Raw genomic sequence first — 12,845 nt, 5'->3', positions numbered from 1 at the left:
GCGGTGGACCCACCGGGACAACGGTCAATCGATCAAGCAGATCTGGTGGCCGCCACCGCGCAGTTCTCGTGGCCGCCAGCGTTCAGTTCTTTGGCCGTCTCCGTTCAGGATCTCATGGCCGCTGACAGGGCGCCGGTCGCGCGTGTCCGAGCACCTCCGTGCCGCCTCCGCCACGGGCGGTACCGGGCCCCAACGACCGCCCGCCACCAGGCCTCATGGGTACTGTGTGCGATGACCCATGAGCTTGCGGCTCTCGGCGGAGCCAGGTGAAACGGGTCTACATCGATCAGTGCCACTGGATTCGCCTCGAGTCTGCTGCGTACGGGAACTCCACCGATCCGAGATCTGTCGAGGCGCTCGATCTTCTTCGCTACGGCGTTGACAAGGGCCTCGTGTCCGTGCCGATCTCGGCCGCCCACTACATGGAGACCTACCAGCGGCCGAGGTCGCGGCAACGTCTGGCTGCGCTCATGGCTGAGCTGTCTCGCTTCCACGCGATCGCCGGTCCGCCCGACGTCCTTCCCGCCGAGTTGGACACATACCTGCACAAGCGCTACCGCAAGCCGACCGAGCCACGGCCACTTCGTGTCTTCGGACGCGGCGTCGCATTCGCGCTCGGCGCGGACCTCCCTTCGTTTCGGATACGCGATGCCCTGCCCAGGCCGCCCGGCGAGCGCGCCAGGTTCGAACGGGTGGCGGGCGACGTCCTCGAGTTCTGGATGCTCTCTGGCCCACCGGACGACGTGCCGATACCGGGATGGGACGAGAACAGGGGATGTCGTGAGTTTGGCGAGCGTCAGCTCGCACACGAGCAGGCTCTCCGGCAAGCGTTGGTGAAGGAGGGGCCCGCGACGCCCAAGAAGGTTCATGATTTCGTCGCCGCAACCGAGCTCCTGGACATACGGGAGCCTCTCAACGAGGCGCTCGAGTACGCCGGGATCACCAACGCTGACTCTCCGAACCTCGACACGGCCGAGGGTCTGACGGCGCTGCTCCGAGCCCTCCCTAGCCGGGACGTGATCTTCGACTTGCGTCGTCTCCGGCATGCTGACGGGGAGGCCCGTTGGGAAGCGAATGATTTGAACGACCTGGGCGCCCTGAGTGTCGCCCTCCCGTATTGCGACGTCGTCGTGACTGAGAAGCAGTGGCGGCACCTGGCTTGCCAGGCCGGCATTCCTGAACGGTACGGCACAATCGTTTTGGACAACCTGGGCAGCTTGCCGCAGCACTTACTGTGACGGCGAGTGCGGCCTTCGGGCTGCGGTGTCCCATTTGATGCGCGCTGCGAGACAGCCTGTGCGCGTGCCCCTACCTCGGGTGGGTGTGCGAGCCGAGCGGGGTCACAGGAACGAGGTTAGGACTCGAATCGACTCCCTGGCGGACGGGTGAGCGAAGAGCAGGCAGGCTGAGTGCGCCCGTGACAACAGGGTCCTGTCGATGTCGATTGTGGGCATCATCGTTAGCGAGGATCGTTCTCGTCGACGGGTCGGTGCGAGTCACAGGTCTGCTGCGACAGGTGTTCGACGTCTCAGGCGCCACGTCCCCGACTTGATCCGTGCATGGTGGTCGTTGCGATGCCTGCCGACTACAGCCCCACGAAGCCGGCGGTGACCGCTGAGAGCACAGGCTGAGCGATTCCTGGCGTCGTCCACAGCTTCGGCAGCTATCCACCCTTCCCACGACCGACTCTCTGGTGCCAGTAGCCGGGCTTGCGATGATGGTGAGCGACCGCCAGAACTCGGACTCGGTCATCGAGCACCAGGTACCCGACGTAGAAGCGGAAGCGCGAGACGGGCGCTCGCCGGATCTCGAGATTCGCGGGAGTGTCCTCGATGATCGAACCGGTTCGGGGCCACACAGCGAGAAGGCTGAGGATCTCCTCGATCGCTTCCAAGAACTCGCTGCCGAGCCCTGGCCGCTGCTCGTCGAACCAGACGGCGGCGACGTCGAGTTCCTCCTCCGCCTCAGCGGAGAACTCGACCCGGAACGTCACCGAGCGAGCTTGGAACGGATTCGCTCACGAACCTCGGGCCACGGTCGTCCCGGGTCCTCACCGGACAATGCACGCCGTGCACGCCGCTCGAGCTCCGCCGCCCACGCCGCACGGACGTCGTCGGGGTCGTCGTGCTCGTCACGATCGAGACTGGCCAGGAGGTCTGCAGCGAACTCGGCGCGGCGATCGGCGGGAAGGGTCAGCGCATCACGTAGGAGCGAGTCCGGATCGATCGCCATCGCCCAGAAGGGTATCGCTACCCGAGCGAGATCGCCGTTCGGCATGCGTGCGAAGACACCCGTCCCGACGCGCCGGAACTGGCCCCAAGGCCGGGTCGGTGGGACGTGCACTGCCCGGGATGGTGACTCCCGCCCACCTCGGGGACCGGGCGTCCGGTGTTCCTGGCCGACCACCCGGTAGCGGCACATATCGGACGCGAGGTGATGCGGACACGGCGACATCGGCCGGCCCGAACGCGATCTCCCACTGTTCCCACGGCGGGGTCGCTGCCATCGCTGCACGCGCATCGGCCGGTCCGACCGCTGGCCCTTGCGGTCGAGTACCGCGTGGCGGCCCGGTCAGCCGAAGCGGTAGCGGAGCAGCTCGGCGGTAGCCCGGTAGCCGATGCGGCGGTAGCAGCTGTTCGAGGTCGGGTTCCCCAGGTCGGTGTAGAGGATGCAGCGCAGGCCGCGGCTCCGGAGAACCGCCGAGATCCCGGCCACGCACGCCGACCCGTAGCCATGGCGCCGGCGCTCGGGCGGTGTGTACACGGGGCCGATGCGGGCCACCCCCTCTACCGGGACCGTGTGGCCGGCGAACGATGCCGGGCCCTCGTGCTCCCATAGCCATAGGCAGCCAGCGGCCAGGCGCCGGTCCACCACTTCTTCGGGACCGCGGCGCGGGATGCAGTCCCCGACCTCGGCCTCAAAGGCACGGGTCCACGCCACGAGCAGGCGTCGGTCGCCGTCGACCGGTCCAGCCTGTCGGAGGTGGCCCGGGGCCCCCATCGCCGGGACCATCTCTTCAAGCTCGTAGATCCGCTGGCCCTCGACGGGGACGACCGGCTGGTGGCGCAGCTCGGCCCAGGTCCCAGCGAAGCGGGAGGCCGTCGTCGCCTCGCCGTTGATGCCGGGCAGAGCGACGCCGTCCTCGACGATCGCCTCGGCGGCAGCACGCGCCGCGCCGTCCGGCATCGGGGTGAAGGTGGCGAGGAAGTCGAGCGGTGACTGGTACACGACACCGACCACACCGCCCGGGCGGGTGTTCTCGGTCAAACACCAGTACCGGCCCGGCCGGGGGTGAGCGACGTTCGTGTGCAGGAGCGTCAGGACCAGGTTGTGCAGGACAGGCTCCGATCCCAGGAACGGCCCGGCCCGATCGAGAACCTGGGCGGGGTCGGTGAACCGCTCGACCGTCATTGCCATCCCACGATCCTTGCCCGAACGGGTCAGAGCGGCGACTGAGTTTCCCGGTGGGACACGTGTTCGGCTCCTCGCCGGCACGGACGGATGCGGCCCCGGCACTGGCCCAAGCAAGGGCGGTCCTCCCTCAACCGACGGTGCCAGGGGACCGGGCCGATCGTGGCGTCGGGGCCTCCCGGTCGGCTCGCGGGTCGGCTCGCGCCCACCCGGGTCGGAGACGGTCCTCAGCGGAGGTCGGGGGAAGGCCCCCCAGAACACGCCTCCTGATCCGCCCGGCTGGCCCACGATCACCGGGTACGTGTGACATCGGTGCCGACGAGGGCCGCAGGGACCGCGAGGTTGGGTCGTGGCCGGTCGGCCCGAGCCCAAGCTGCGAGATGAGCCTCGCAGAACTCCCGTGGTCCCCGGCCACCGACGGGGCCGTCTCTCACCAGTTCTGGTGGCGAGGATGAGCGGCGGCGAGGATCAGGAGGTAGCGGTGATCACACAGGGCCCGTCGAGGAGTGGGTCTCGGCGCCGCCGGGGTTGGCGGCCGGCAGGGCGACTGCGAGCGCTCTGGGGCGGCACGCGGCTCGTGATGGCCACGACTGTCGCCGTCGGGCTGGTGCTGGCGTTGTGGGGCACGCCGGCTTCAGCACAGGTCGAGGTCACACCGACGGCCGACGGGTTCCCAGGCGGGTCGATGGTCCAGACGATGATCAACTGGGTCGGGCAGTTCGGGCTGTGGGGCTCGGTGGCTTCGCTCCTGATCGGGGCCGGTATCTGGGGCGTCAGCCAGCAGTTCGGCAACGGCTTCCAGGCGGGCAAGGGCAAGATCTTGGCCGCGGCCGGGGCCATCGGCGCTGTCCTGACCGGGCTGGCACCGGTGATCGTCAACACCCTTTACACGGCGGCCCGTACGTGAGGCCACGCACCACCCTGGCCCCCGCTGTGACCGCTGTCCTGGTCCTGGGAGCGACTGGCTGTGGCCGCACCCCCACGCAGCAGTCGCTCCCAGTTCAACGCGACGGCATCGTGGCGTTGCGGGCCCCGGCCGTCGCGGTGCCTGCCGACGTGATGCCGGTCCCCTCGGGCTTCACCCCCGACGCCGACGGGGCGCGGGCGGCGGCTGTCGCCTTCAGCCGGTTCGGCGGGGCCTTGGTGGCCATGGCCGACGCCGACGCCATCGCGGCCCGGCGGGCCATGGCGTCGGACGACGGTCGTCCTCGACATCGACTCGTCGCTGCACCAGGTCCACTCCGCGAACAAGGAGGAGACGGTGGCGACTACAAGGGCGGGTTCGGGTTCCACCCCTGTACTGCTTCGCCGACGCCACCGGCGAGACGCTGGCGGTGCGGCTGCGGCCCGGCAACGCTGGGGCCAACGACATCGCCGACCACGATGCCGTTCTCGACGCGGCCATCGCCCAGCTGCCCGAGGAGATCGCCGTCGGCCACCGGGCGGGCGACGAAGCGTCGCTGGTGCGCCGGACGGTCCAGGTGCGGGTCGACTCGGCCGGCTGCACCGAGTTCGTGTGGCGCTGGGCGGCGTCGTAGGGCAAGACGGACCGGCTTTCAGAGGGAAAGGCGGCGGCGGACCTCCTCGACCACCTCATCGACGACCGTGCCCTCACGCAGGGAACGGATCTCGTCGGCGCGCACCGTGGAGCCGTCATCGAGTTCCAGATAGGGCACCCGCCAGCGGATCAACGGTGCTGAGCTCCCTCTCGTCACGCCGACATCTCGGACCTGTGACCAGCGGACCCGCCGCGTGCGCAGGCCCCTTATCACGATCTCGTCGTCTCGAAGCTCGACGGTCGCGCACCGAGCGGCGCGCACCAGGACCGCCATCATGAGCACCAGCCCGGCGCCGACGTAGAGCCTCGCCCCGAGTTCACTCGCAGCCGCTAGCAGCGAGGCCATGGCAGCGCTCGCCGCCGCGAAGAACGTCACCACCACCAGGCGATACCACCACAAGGTGAACCGCCTTCCACCCACGTCCGACCACCGACGCCTCATTCCCATCATGGGGCGGTCAACACCTATCGTCGGCGAGGCGGCCGCCGAAGAACCCGGCGAGGTCCGGGGTCGCTGCGAGGCCCCTCGCCGGAGCCTGCTGCCACAGGTGTGAGCCCGCCAGGCAAACCTCCATTACGAGGTGTTCGTCTTGCTCGTCGACCTTCTCCTCGACCAGCACCGGGCCCCCAGGAGCATGGCGGCGTCGGCCCCCGGGAGGACGACATCGTCGCTCGTGCCCCGGTCGGCAACCAGGTGCGGGATCCTCGGGTACGGCGGCGGGGCGGGCATGGTCGCTGGGTCTCGTCAGTCTCGGCGTCGCCGGAGGAGCAGGAGGCTCATGACGGCAGGGCTCTCAGTTGGAGGGAACGTGTCGCGGGCCGACCGTGGCTCGCTGCCTACGGCCGTAACGGCGTCACAGGCCGAGCGCCAGCCGGAGCCCCCGGTCGACCTCGGCGAGGTGGTCGCGCGCCAAGCGGCCGGCGCGTTCGTCCAGCAACGACCGGTCGGCAGTGATCACCTGGGAGACGTTGACGACCGAGTGCTTGCTCAAGCCGGCCGTGCCCGACGGCAGCGCGACGTTGCCCGGGGCGGCTGCCAACCGCTGGTTGGACGTGACCGCGACCACGACCACCGTAGCGATGCGGCTCCGGTTGAAGCGGTCCGACGAGACCACGAGTGCCGGCCGGCGGTAGCCGGGCTCCGAACCGCTCGGGTGCCCGAAGTCGAGCCACCAGATGTCACCACGGCTCACCATTCCCACTGGCCGCTGGCGATCAACGCACGGCCGGCGGAACGGCTGGCCTCGCCGTCCTCCGGCTCGGCCAGGGCGTCGAGAGCGGCCGTGACCGGGTCGCCCTCGTGGGCCAGCAGGAACTCCTCGACAGCCCGGGCGTAGAGCTGCGACCGCTTCAGGCCCAGCCGCGACGCAAGCTGGTCGGCGCGCTGGTGGAGCGGGTCGGGTACCGAGACAGCGATCTTCACGACGTAAGTATAACTGGTACTACTTCCAGGGGCGCGGGGGGCGGCTTCGCTGCCTGGGCCTCCGAGGGCGGCGTCGAAGGTCCACACCTTCACGTCGCGCACGGCAGTGGACGCCACGAACCGGAGCGGCGTGCACCGGTCGAGCCCTCGGTAATCGTGATGGTGATCGTCTTCGCCCGAACGCTACCGACGCCCGGTGGACCATCCGGCTGCTCCATGTGCTGGTGGGGGCTCGGAGCGCTGGTGCCATCACCGAACGGGGCACGCGTCAGGCTCAGAAGGTCCCAGCCGAGCGCCTGCGGTTGGAAGCCGACGGCGGCCGAGCACCGCCCCGGCGGCGATCCCGATCAGGGCGGGAAGAAGCCAGACGAGGACGGGTGCCTCGCCGGCGACGAGGTAGACGGCGGCCCACGCCACCTCAGCGGCGGTGAGGCCGCCGATGATGGCACCGGCGATGCGGAACCCACGCGTCGGATGGTGGCGGACCACCACGGCGAGGACGGGCAGCGTCAAGGGGGCAGCGACGATGGCGCCTCCCATCGACACCAGCAGGACGGTGGCCACCACGAAGACGGCGAGCCCGACGATCACCGGCGGGGTGCGAGGAAGAAGGCGAGGCCCGTGGCGGCCAGGACGACGCCGATCAGCAGCCAGGGCCAAGGATCGAACCCGCCGCAGGAGGACATGGCTCCGGTGGCGCCCGGCCCCGCGAGCCCCGAGCCGCTCGAGGGGCACGGGGTCGAGTTCAGGTTGGCCAGGCCGACGAGCAGGAAGAGCGATCCGGCGCCCGGCAGGAAGCCAGCGACGTCGGGCCACACCTGCAGGTGCCGACCGGCCCTAACGAGGGCGACCACCGCGACGGCGAGCACCGCCACCAACAGCCCGACCGACGGCATGGCGATGCCCGCCAGCCCGGACACGGCACCACCGCCAGCCCACGCCGCAAAGCCGCCCCAGCGCCGGGTTCGGGTCTGCATGGCTTCATCATACGTACGTATGATTGACTGATGGGTGACACACGCCAGCGACTCCTTGATGCCGCTCGCCACTGCCTCGGACAGAAGGGCTTGGCGGCCACGACCTCTCGCGACATAGCCGCCGTCGCGGGCGCCAACCTGGCGGCCATCACGTACCACTTCGGGTCGAAGGACGACCTGGTGGCGGCGGCCCTGCTCGACGGGTTGCGGGCGTGGCTGGCACCGACCATCGAGGTGCTGGCTGGCGACGGTGACCCTGCGGCCCGCACGGCGACGGCCATTCAGACGCTCATCAGCACGTTCGAGCACCACCGCTCCGAGGCGCCGGTCTACCTGGAGGCGCTCCTCCTGGCGTCTCGCATGGAGCCGCTGAACCGAGGGCTTCTCGACCTCTGGCACGAGCTCGGCCGCCTCATGGCCGACCAGATCGCGGGCATGCGCGCGGCGGGCGTCCTGCCGTCGTGGATCGAGCCCGAGGCCATGGCCGCGCTGTTCATCGCTGTCGCCAATGGGCTCGTGCTGCAGGTCACAACTGATCCCGCGGGGCCCGAGCTTGATGCCATGGCCGCCCAGTTCGGCGGGTTGCTACTGGCCGCGGGCTGAGGCGTGTGAGGCGCGGGACCGCCGGGCTCACCCGACTTCTGCCAGCACCGGACGACGGGACGCGGCTAGGCGACCCCGGCGCATCAGCATCCGGTGGCGGCGTTGAGGGTGCGGCACGCTTGCGCCATGCGGGCGGGTGACAGGGTCGCTACCCGCCTTCGGAAGCGTTCACGAGCCAGCGTATGGATGTTGTCGAAGTTCACCACGCAATCGTCTGGAAGGGCGTCCTGGGCGGCGGTCAGTTCGAGTTCGGAGACGAGGCCGCGCCGCGTGCGCGTCAAGGCCGCGACGACGACCGAGCCGATCCGTTTAGCCACGGGATCGCGGGTCAGGACGAGGACGGGGCGATCACCGCCGGGGGTGGCGGCAAACCAGATCTCACCCCGTTGCATCGGCCCAGTCGGACCAGTCCTCGGCGGGGCCCCAATCCGCGATCTCTGACAGCGACTGCTCGCCGGCGGCGAGCGGTCGATCGGCCCATGTCTCGGCGTCGTTCTCACTTGCGAGCCGCAGAAGGTGTCGGTGAAGTGCTTCGCGGAGCAACTCGGAACGGTCCACCCCAAGCTGTTCAGCCCAGCGCTGGGCCTCGGCGGCCTCCGCTTCGTCCACTCGGAAGCTGAGCATTGTCATACAGGCAGGATATCCTGTATGACAACCTCGAGGCAGACCCCCGAGAAGGCCAGCGCGAGACCCCGGGCGCCCGTCATCCCCGCCCCCAGGGGGACGCGTGGGGTACCGCAGCTCGCCCCAGTCGGCCCTCAAGGCGCGAACCGGAGCTGGCGGATGGTCGTCCCGGATCTCTATGCGCACTGGCTCCTGCACGTCCTGCAACCCACACGCTGGCACTCGTCAGGCTGGCTCGAGCCGCGCCGCGATCTCCCGGTAACGCGACACCGGGATGAGATGGACACCCTCGAACGCCTCCGACTCGCGGATCTCGTCGATCATCTGACAGGCGAAGTCGACTCCTGCGTTCCGGTCGCGCTCGAGAGCGGCCACGAGCGTGGCCGGCACGGCAAGCTCGGGGATGTCCGCGGAGAGCTTCCGGGCCATCATCGCCGAGGCGGGCGCCATGACACCCGCGAACACGGGACCGTCGAAGTCGATCGTTGACCGCCAGTTCACCAGCTCCTCGACGGAGAAGCTCACCTGTACGAACAGGAAGTCAGCCTCCCGCTTCCAGGAAGGCAGTGGCACCAGTCGCGAGGTGACACCAAGTCGGAACGGCCTCGTAGCCGGCCCCCCGTCCCCCGTGAACCGCCGTGCCTCGTCGAGCATGGAGCGCACCGAGAGGTCGTCGGAGCGTCTGCCGCTCTCGGGGCGATCCCCATAGACGAAGAGGAACTCGTCCACGCCGTAGGCCGCCGCGGTGAGCAGGTCCCGCCGAAACCCCAACACGTTGCGGTCTCGTGCATTGAGGCACGCGATCGCTCGGCCCCCCATCAACGCAACCTCGTGAGCAACAGCGATGCTCGACACTGTCGCCCGCCCGATGTGGTTGTCCGGGATCAAGAACGCCGTCGCGATCCGGCTCATGACGCCGATCTGATGGCGAACATGCATCAGGTCTGGGCGAGTGGCCGGCTCAACCTCGCAGACGACCCGCAACCGGTCCCTCGACATGACGACCACAGTAAGCCTCGCGCCCCAGGGTGTGTCTGCCGCTGAGACGCCGCTTCGGGACCCGCGGGGGACCGTCGAAGGCCAAGTCGGCCATGGAGCCACCGGCTACTTCGGGCCCGGCCTCTATCGTGTGGTCCTCTCGGGGCCCGCCGAAGGGAACAATGGACAACACCATCATCCTCGTCCGAGCCCTTCGGAGCTCGATGGTCGAGAACCGGGGCGGCCGGGGTGAAACGGCGGGCGGGCCCGGGGGTTTGTGCGGGTTGTGATCACCCAAACGCGCACCCCGGCCCAGCACAGCGCCTACGAGCGGTTCGTGCGGGACGAGGCCGCCCACCTGCAACGGGTCCTCGTCGCCCACTACGGGCCCGAGGTGGGCGTCGAGGTGACGGCCGACGCCCTCGCCTGGGCGTGGGAGAACTGGGACGACCTCGAGCCCATTGGGAACCGGATCGGCTACCTCTACCGCGTCGCGCAGTCCCACGCCCGCCGTCATTGGCGGTGGAGGCGGGCGCGGGCCTTCCCACCCGACGACGCGCCTGAGCACCCCGACCCTGAGCCCGGCCTCGGTGCCGCACTGGCCCGCCTCCCGAGAGCGCACTGCGTCGCCGTGCTGCTGGTCCACGCCCACGGATGGAGCTACGCCGAGGTGGCCGCCGTGTGCGGCGTACCGGTGTCGACCGTCCGCAACCACGTCCACCGGGGCCTCAAGAAGCTCCGCCGCAACCTGGGAGCCGTCGATGGCTGAGCTCACCGATCTGCAAACCCGCCTCGCTCGCTACGGAGATGTTCTCGACGAGGCCGCCCAGCGCGCCCGCTACGGCAGCGAGGACCTCGCGGTGGCGAGGCACGAGCCCGCGCCCGCGCCGTGGTGGCGGGCCGTAGCGGTGGGGGCCACCGCCTTGGCCGTTACGGCCGTGGCCGTCGTCCTCGTAGCCCGCGGCCCGGCCGTGGACGTGCCCGCAGCGACCTCCCCGGCCCCGGCCGCTCGGTTCTTGATGGACGGCTGGCAGGTGTCGGCCACCCACCAGGAGAGCGGGGCGGTCGAGGCCCGGCCGGGGGACCACGGGCTCTCCTTTGTGCAGGTGTGGCGTGACCCCCGAGCCGGCTTCGACGGGCCCCAGGTGGCGCTGTTCGACATGACCGGCGAGGACGTGTGGAACGTCCCCCCGGACGCCACCACCGAGGTCGTGAACGGTAAGCCCGCGGCTGTCTATGGCTCCGGCGCCCTCCAGCAGACCGTGGTCTGGGCCCCCACCCCGGGCCGCACGCTCGTCCTGCGCGGCACCCGGGTGCCGGCCGAGGGGCTAATCGAGATCGTGCGCCACCTACGGCCGGCCGTGAGCGGCCCGGGATGGGACGCAACGGCGATGCCGACCGGTCTCGAACTGGCCGTGGCCCGGGCCGCGGCCCGCCCTGAGCGCTACGAATCGAGCGAGACCACGTTCGTGCGGGGTTTGGCCGAGGTGGACCTGCGGGTCAATGCCGGTGACGAGGTCGCCTTCGAACGGCTGGTCGACGACCGGGTGAACAGCGCGGCCGAGCTGTGGCAGGCGACCGTACTCGGCCAGGTCGCGGCCGTGGTCCACTACGAGGCGAGCAACGAGTTCGCGGCCATGTGGCTGTCGGACGGCGCCTTGTTCGAAATGCGGGGAGCAGCAACGAGCCGGGAGGCGTTCCTCGAGGCGCTCGCCAGCCTCCGGCCCGTGCCCGAGGACGAATGGCCAGCCGCCCTACCTGATCGGTCGGTGACCCCAGCCCAACGCAGCGCCGAGGTCGACCGGATGCTGGCCGGCGTCACCCTGCCGCCGGGCTTCGACTCCTCTCGCCTCCGGGCCGGGGGCACCACCACGGACCGCTACCAGCTCGGGGCCCAGGTGGCCGGGGCGGTGGCGTGCGCGTGGACCGAGCGGTGGGTCACGGCTCGCGCCGCCGGCGACGACGAAGGAGCGGCGGCCGCGGTCGCCGCCATGAGCGGGTCCCGCCAGTGGCCGGTGCTGGTCGATATGGCCGACGAGGGAGCCTTCCCCCAGGTCGTGTGGCAACTGGCCGACGCCATGGCGGGCGACGGGATGGTCCCGGCCGGCCGGCCCATGACCGTCGAAGAAACCGCCCCCCACGCCCTCGGCTGCCCCCGCTGAGGGTGGCTTGCCGGCCCCTGGCCGCGCTGGTACGCCGGCCGGCTGGCGCCCGGGACGAGGCCCTCGTCGATCATGATGTTGGTCAAGCCTTGGCTCATTACGTGTGCCCAACGGGCTTGGAGCAACCCCACCATTAGGGCTGCGCCCCCTGGCACCCTTGGGAGATGGGAACACGGACGAGGCGGGTGGCCTGGCTGGCTGCGGTTGCGGCCGCCTTGGCCGCGGTGGCTGCCGCCCTGGTGCTGGGCGGGGACCGCGGGGGCGGCGGGCCGTCGGCGGTGGCCGGCGGGGTGGACCGCACCCGCTTCGGCGAGGTCATACCGGCCAATGCCCCGGGCCAGACCATGTACATGGAGCGGGTGACCATCGGGCCGGGCGCCCGGCTACCCGAGCACTTCCACCAGGGAACGCAGATCGCCAGGATCGTGTCCGGCGAGCTCACCTTGAACGTCGTCTCCGGTACGGCCTCGGTCCGGCGGGGGGACGGCGGGGGGGGCGAGGAGGTCACAGGCCCAGCCGTCGTCACCCTCGGTCCCGGCGACGTGGTCGTCGAGACCCAGGGCCTGGTCCACTTCGGGGCCAACGAAAGCGACCGCCCCGTCGTTGTCGACCTGGCCGCCCTCCTGGCCACGGGGGCGCCGCTGGCCACGACCACCGGCACCGGGCTACAAGGCATGGACGTCCGCCTCACCGCCGAGCTTGTCTCGTCGGACCGGTCGCTGTTCTCGGCCGGGCCGGCGGGCACGGTCGTCTACGGCTGGAACCGGCTGCGGGGCACGGCCACCCTCGACGGCCAGCCGGTCGGGGTGGACATGCTCGGAGCCGTGAACTACACGGCCGGCAGCGGTCCCTTCTCGGGGTTCGTCACGTTCTCGTTCGCCGACGGCTCGACGATCGGGGTCGCCATGAACGGCGCCGCCCAGCCCGCGCCCGGCACGGCCGACGCCACGTTCGCCGCCACCCTCGGGGTGGTGGGCGGCACAGGGCGCTACGTCGACGCGATGGGGACGGGGACGTTCGTCGGGACCAGGACAGAGGCCCTGGGCACGACCGTGGCGGCCACGTTCGACCTCACCCTCACCGGAGCCCGGTAACGGGAGGTGTGGCGG

At 70.4% G+C, this 12,845-nt stretch carries 20 protein-coding genes; 7 read left to right on the top strand and 13 right to left on the bottom strand.

The features are described from left to right. Nucleotides 1–266 precede the first annotated feature (266 nt). Nucleotides 267–1,238, top strand: a complete 972-nt coding sequence (locus AB1673_08705; protein ID MEW6154051.1) for a hypothetical protein — start codon at nt 267–269, stop codon at nt 1,236–1,238. Between the two features lie 425 nt (nt 1,239–1,663). On the opposite strand, the gene AB1673_08700 is transcribed toward AB1673_08705, so the two are convergent. The 3 genes from AB1673_08700 to AB1673_08690 form a co-directional block, all read right to left on the bottom strand. Further along, nucleotides 1,664–1,993: a type II toxin-antitoxin system RelE/ParE family toxin gene (locus AB1673_08700; GenBank protein MEW6154050.1), complete on the bottom strand. Its 330-nt coding sequence runs from the start codon at nt 1,991–1,993 to the stop codon at nt 1,664–1,666. Next, complete coding sequence (locus AB1673_08695) at nt 1,990–2,232, bottom strand: addiction module protein (protein ID MEW6154049.1); 243 nt, start codon at nt 2,230–2,232, stop codon at nt 1,990–1,992. The genes AB1673_08700 and AB1673_08695 overlap by 4 nt, the downstream gene beginning before the upstream one ends. 339 nt (nt 2,233–2,571) lie before the next feature. Then, a complete protein-coding gene (locus tag AB1673_08690; protein MEW6154048.1) occupies nt 2,572–3,417 on the bottom strand; it encodes a GNAT family N-acetyltransferase in 846 nt (281 codons plus the stop codon). Between the two features lie 574 nt (nt 3,418–3,991). Here AB1673_08690 and AB1673_08685 point away from each other — a divergent pair. Continuing rightward, nucleotides 3,992–4,318 (top strand): hypothetical protein, encoded by a 327-nt coding sequence (locus tag AB1673_08685; protein MEW6154047.1) that lies wholly within the window; start codon nt 3,992–3,994, stop codon nt 4,316–4,318. Nucleotides 4,319–4,412: 94 nt separating this feature from the next. On the opposite strand, the gene AB1673_08680 is transcribed toward AB1673_08685, so the two are convergent. After that, the gene (locus tag AB1673_08680; protein ID MEW6154046.1) at nt 4,413–4,598 is read right to left on the bottom strand and encodes a hypothetical protein; all 186 of its coding nucleotides are present in this window, start codon (nt 4,596–4,598) and stop codon (nt 4,413–4,415) included. Nucleotides 4,599–4,745: 147 nt separating this feature from the next. Between AB1673_08680 and AB1673_08675 the strand changes: the two genes are divergently transcribed. Beyond that, nucleotides 4,746–4,949 (top strand): hypothetical protein, encoded by a 204-nt coding sequence (locus AB1673_08675; GenBank protein MEW6154045.1) that lies wholly within the window; start codon nt 4,746–4,748, stop codon nt 4,947–4,949. Nucleotides 4,950–4,967: 18 nt separating this feature from the next. On the opposite strand, the gene AB1673_08670 is transcribed toward AB1673_08675, so the two are convergent. From AB1673_08670 to AB1673_08645, 6 genes are all read right to left on the bottom strand, one after another. Continuing rightward, a complete protein-coding gene (locus AB1673_08670) occupies nt 4,968–5,351 on the bottom strand; it encodes a hypothetical protein (GenBank protein ID MEW6154044.1) in 384 nt (127 codons plus the stop codon). A gap of 76 nt (nt 5,352–5,427) precedes the next feature. Further along, a complete protein-coding gene (locus AB1673_08665) occupies nt 5,428–5,589 on the bottom strand; it encodes a hypothetical protein (protein MEW6154043.1) in 162 nt (53 codons plus the stop codon). A gap of 234 nt (nt 5,590–5,823) precedes the next feature. Next, nucleotides 5,824–6,162 (bottom strand): type II toxin-antitoxin system PemK/MazF family toxin, encoded by a 339-nt coding sequence (locus tag AB1673_08660; protein MEW6154042.1) that lies wholly within the window; start codon nt 6,160–6,162, stop codon nt 5,824–5,826. Beyond that, complete coding sequence (locus AB1673_08655) at nt 6,159–6,509, bottom strand: hypothetical protein (protein ID MEW6154041.1); 351 nt, start codon at nt 6,507–6,509, stop codon at nt 6,159–6,161. The genes AB1673_08660 and AB1673_08655 overlap by 4 nt, the downstream gene beginning before the upstream one ends. 132 nt (nt 6,510–6,641) lie before the next feature. Further along, on the bottom strand, nt 6,642–6,983 hold the full coding sequence (locus tag AB1673_08650; GenBank protein ID MEW6154040.1) for a hypothetical protein: 342 nt from the start codon (nt 6,981–6,983) through the stop codon (nt 6,642–6,644). After that, nucleotides 6,980–7,369 carry a hypothetical protein gene (locus AB1673_08645; protein MEW6154039.1) on the bottom strand — a complete coding sequence of 130 codons (390 nt, stop codon included), beginning with the start codon at nt 7,367–7,369 and terminating at the stop codon, nt 6,980–6,982. The genes AB1673_08650 and AB1673_08645 overlap by 4 nt, the downstream gene beginning before the upstream one ends. Before the next feature lie 30 nt (nt 7,370–7,399). Between AB1673_08645 and AB1673_08640 the strand changes: the two genes are divergently transcribed. Beyond that, the gene (locus tag AB1673_08640) at nt 7,400–7,972 is read left to right on the top strand and encodes a TetR/AcrR family transcriptional regulator (GenBank protein MEW6154038.1); all 573 of its coding nucleotides are present in this window, start codon (nt 7,400–7,402) and stop codon (nt 7,970–7,972) included. An 83-nt stretch (nt 7,973–8,055) separates the two neighbouring features. Here AB1673_08640 and AB1673_08635 read toward each other — a convergent pair whose 3' ends face one another. The 3 genes from AB1673_08635 to AB1673_08625 form a co-directional block, all read right to left on the bottom strand. Beyond that, on the bottom strand, nt 8,056–8,364 hold the full coding sequence (locus AB1673_08635; protein ID MEW6154037.1) for a type II toxin-antitoxin system PemK/MazF family toxin: 309 nt from the start codon (nt 8,362–8,364) through the stop codon (nt 8,056–8,058). Continuing rightward, entirely contained in the window at nt 8,351–8,602 is a 252-nt protein-coding gene (locus tag AB1673_08630; GenBank protein MEW6154036.1) for a ribbon-helix-helix domain-containing protein, read from the bottom strand. Before AB1673_08630 ends, AB1673_08635 begins: the two co-directional genes overlap by 14 nt. 219 nt (nt 8,603–8,821) lie before the next feature. Further along, nucleotides 8,822–9,595 (bottom strand): methylenetetrahydrofolate reductase, encoded by a 774-nt coding sequence (locus AB1673_08625; protein MEW6154035.1) that lies wholly within the window; start codon nt 9,593–9,595, stop codon nt 8,822–8,824. Between the two features lie 265 nt (nt 9,596–9,860). Here AB1673_08625 and AB1673_08620 point away from each other — a divergent pair, with 265 nt between their 5' ends. The 3 genes from AB1673_08620 (at nt 9,861) to AB1673_08610 (ending at nt 12,830) form a co-directional block, all read left to right on the top strand. Further along, the gene (locus tag AB1673_08620) at nt 9,861–10,343 is read left to right on the top strand and encodes an RNA polymerase sigma factor (GenBank protein ID MEW6154034.1); all 483 of its coding nucleotides are present in this window, start codon (nt 9,861–9,863) and stop codon (nt 10,341–10,343) included. Further along, nucleotides 10,336–11,736 (top strand): hypothetical protein, encoded by a 1,401-nt coding sequence (locus AB1673_08615; protein ID MEW6154033.1) that lies wholly within the window; start codon nt 10,336–10,338, stop codon nt 11,734–11,736. Before AB1673_08620 ends, AB1673_08615 begins: the two co-directional genes overlap by 8 nt. A gap of 164 nt (nt 11,737–11,900) precedes the next feature. Next, nucleotides 11,901–12,830: a cupin domain-containing protein gene (locus AB1673_08610; GenBank protein ID MEW6154032.1), complete on the top strand. Its 930-nt coding sequence runs from the start codon at nt 11,901–11,903 to the stop codon at nt 12,828–12,830. Nucleotides 12,831–12,845 lie beyond the last annotated feature (15 nt).

This window comes from Actinomycetota bacterium (assembly GCA_040754375.1).
In the GTDB taxonomy this organism is placed as follows: domain Bacteria; phylum Actinomycetota; class Acidimicrobiia; order Acidimicrobiales; family AC-14; genus JBFMCT01.
The sequence above is the reverse complement of the archived record's forward strand: the minus strand, read 5'-3'. Positions and strand labels throughout refer to the sequence as shown.

Excerpts from the sequence above, each read along its gene's own strand:
- AB1673_08695 (MEW6154049.1), bottom strand. The coding sequence starts at position 2,232 with ATGGCGATCGATCCGGACTCGCTCCTACGTGATGCGCTGACCCTTCCC.
- AB1673_08690 (MEW6154048.1), bottom strand. The coding sequence starts at position 3,417 with ATGGCAATGACGGTCGAGCGGTTCACCGACCCCGCCCAGGTTCTCGAT.
- AB1673_08685 (MEW6154047.1), top strand. The coding sequence starts at position 3,992 with ATGGCCACGACTGTCGCCGTCGGGCTGGTGCTGGCGTTGTGGGGCACG.
- AB1673_08680 (MEW6154046.1), bottom strand. The coding sequence starts at position 4,598 with ATGGCCCGCCGGGCCGCGATGGCGTCGGCGTCGGCCATGGCCACCAAG.
- AB1673_08645 (MEW6154039.1), bottom strand. The coding sequence starts at position 7,369 with ATGCAGACCCGAACCCGGCGCTGGGGCGGCTTTGCGGCGTGGGCTGGC.
- AB1673_08640 (MEW6154038.1), top strand. The coding sequence starts at position 7,400 with ATGGGTGACACACGCCAGCGACTCCTTGATGCCGCTCGCCACTGCCTC.
- AB1673_08635 (MEW6154037.1), bottom strand. The coding sequence starts at position 8,364 with ATGCAACGGGGTGAGATCTGGTTTGCCGCCACCCCCGGCGGTGATCGC.
- AB1673_08630 (MEW6154036.1), bottom strand. The coding sequence starts at position 8,602 with ATGACAATGCTCAGCTTCCGAGTGGACGAAGCGGAGGCCGCCGAGGCC.
- AB1673_08625 (MEW6154035.1), bottom strand. The coding sequence starts at position 9,595 with ATGTCGAGGGACCGGTTGCGGGTCGTCTGCGAGGTTGAGCCGGCCACT.
- AB1673_08615 (MEW6154033.1), top strand. The coding sequence starts at position 10,336 with ATGGCTGAGCTCACCGATCTGCAAACCCGCCTCGCTCGCTACGGAGAT.
- AB1673_08610 (MEW6154032.1), top strand. The coding sequence starts at position 11,901 with ATGGGAACACGGACGAGGCGGGTGGCCTGGCTGGCTGCGGTTGCGGCC.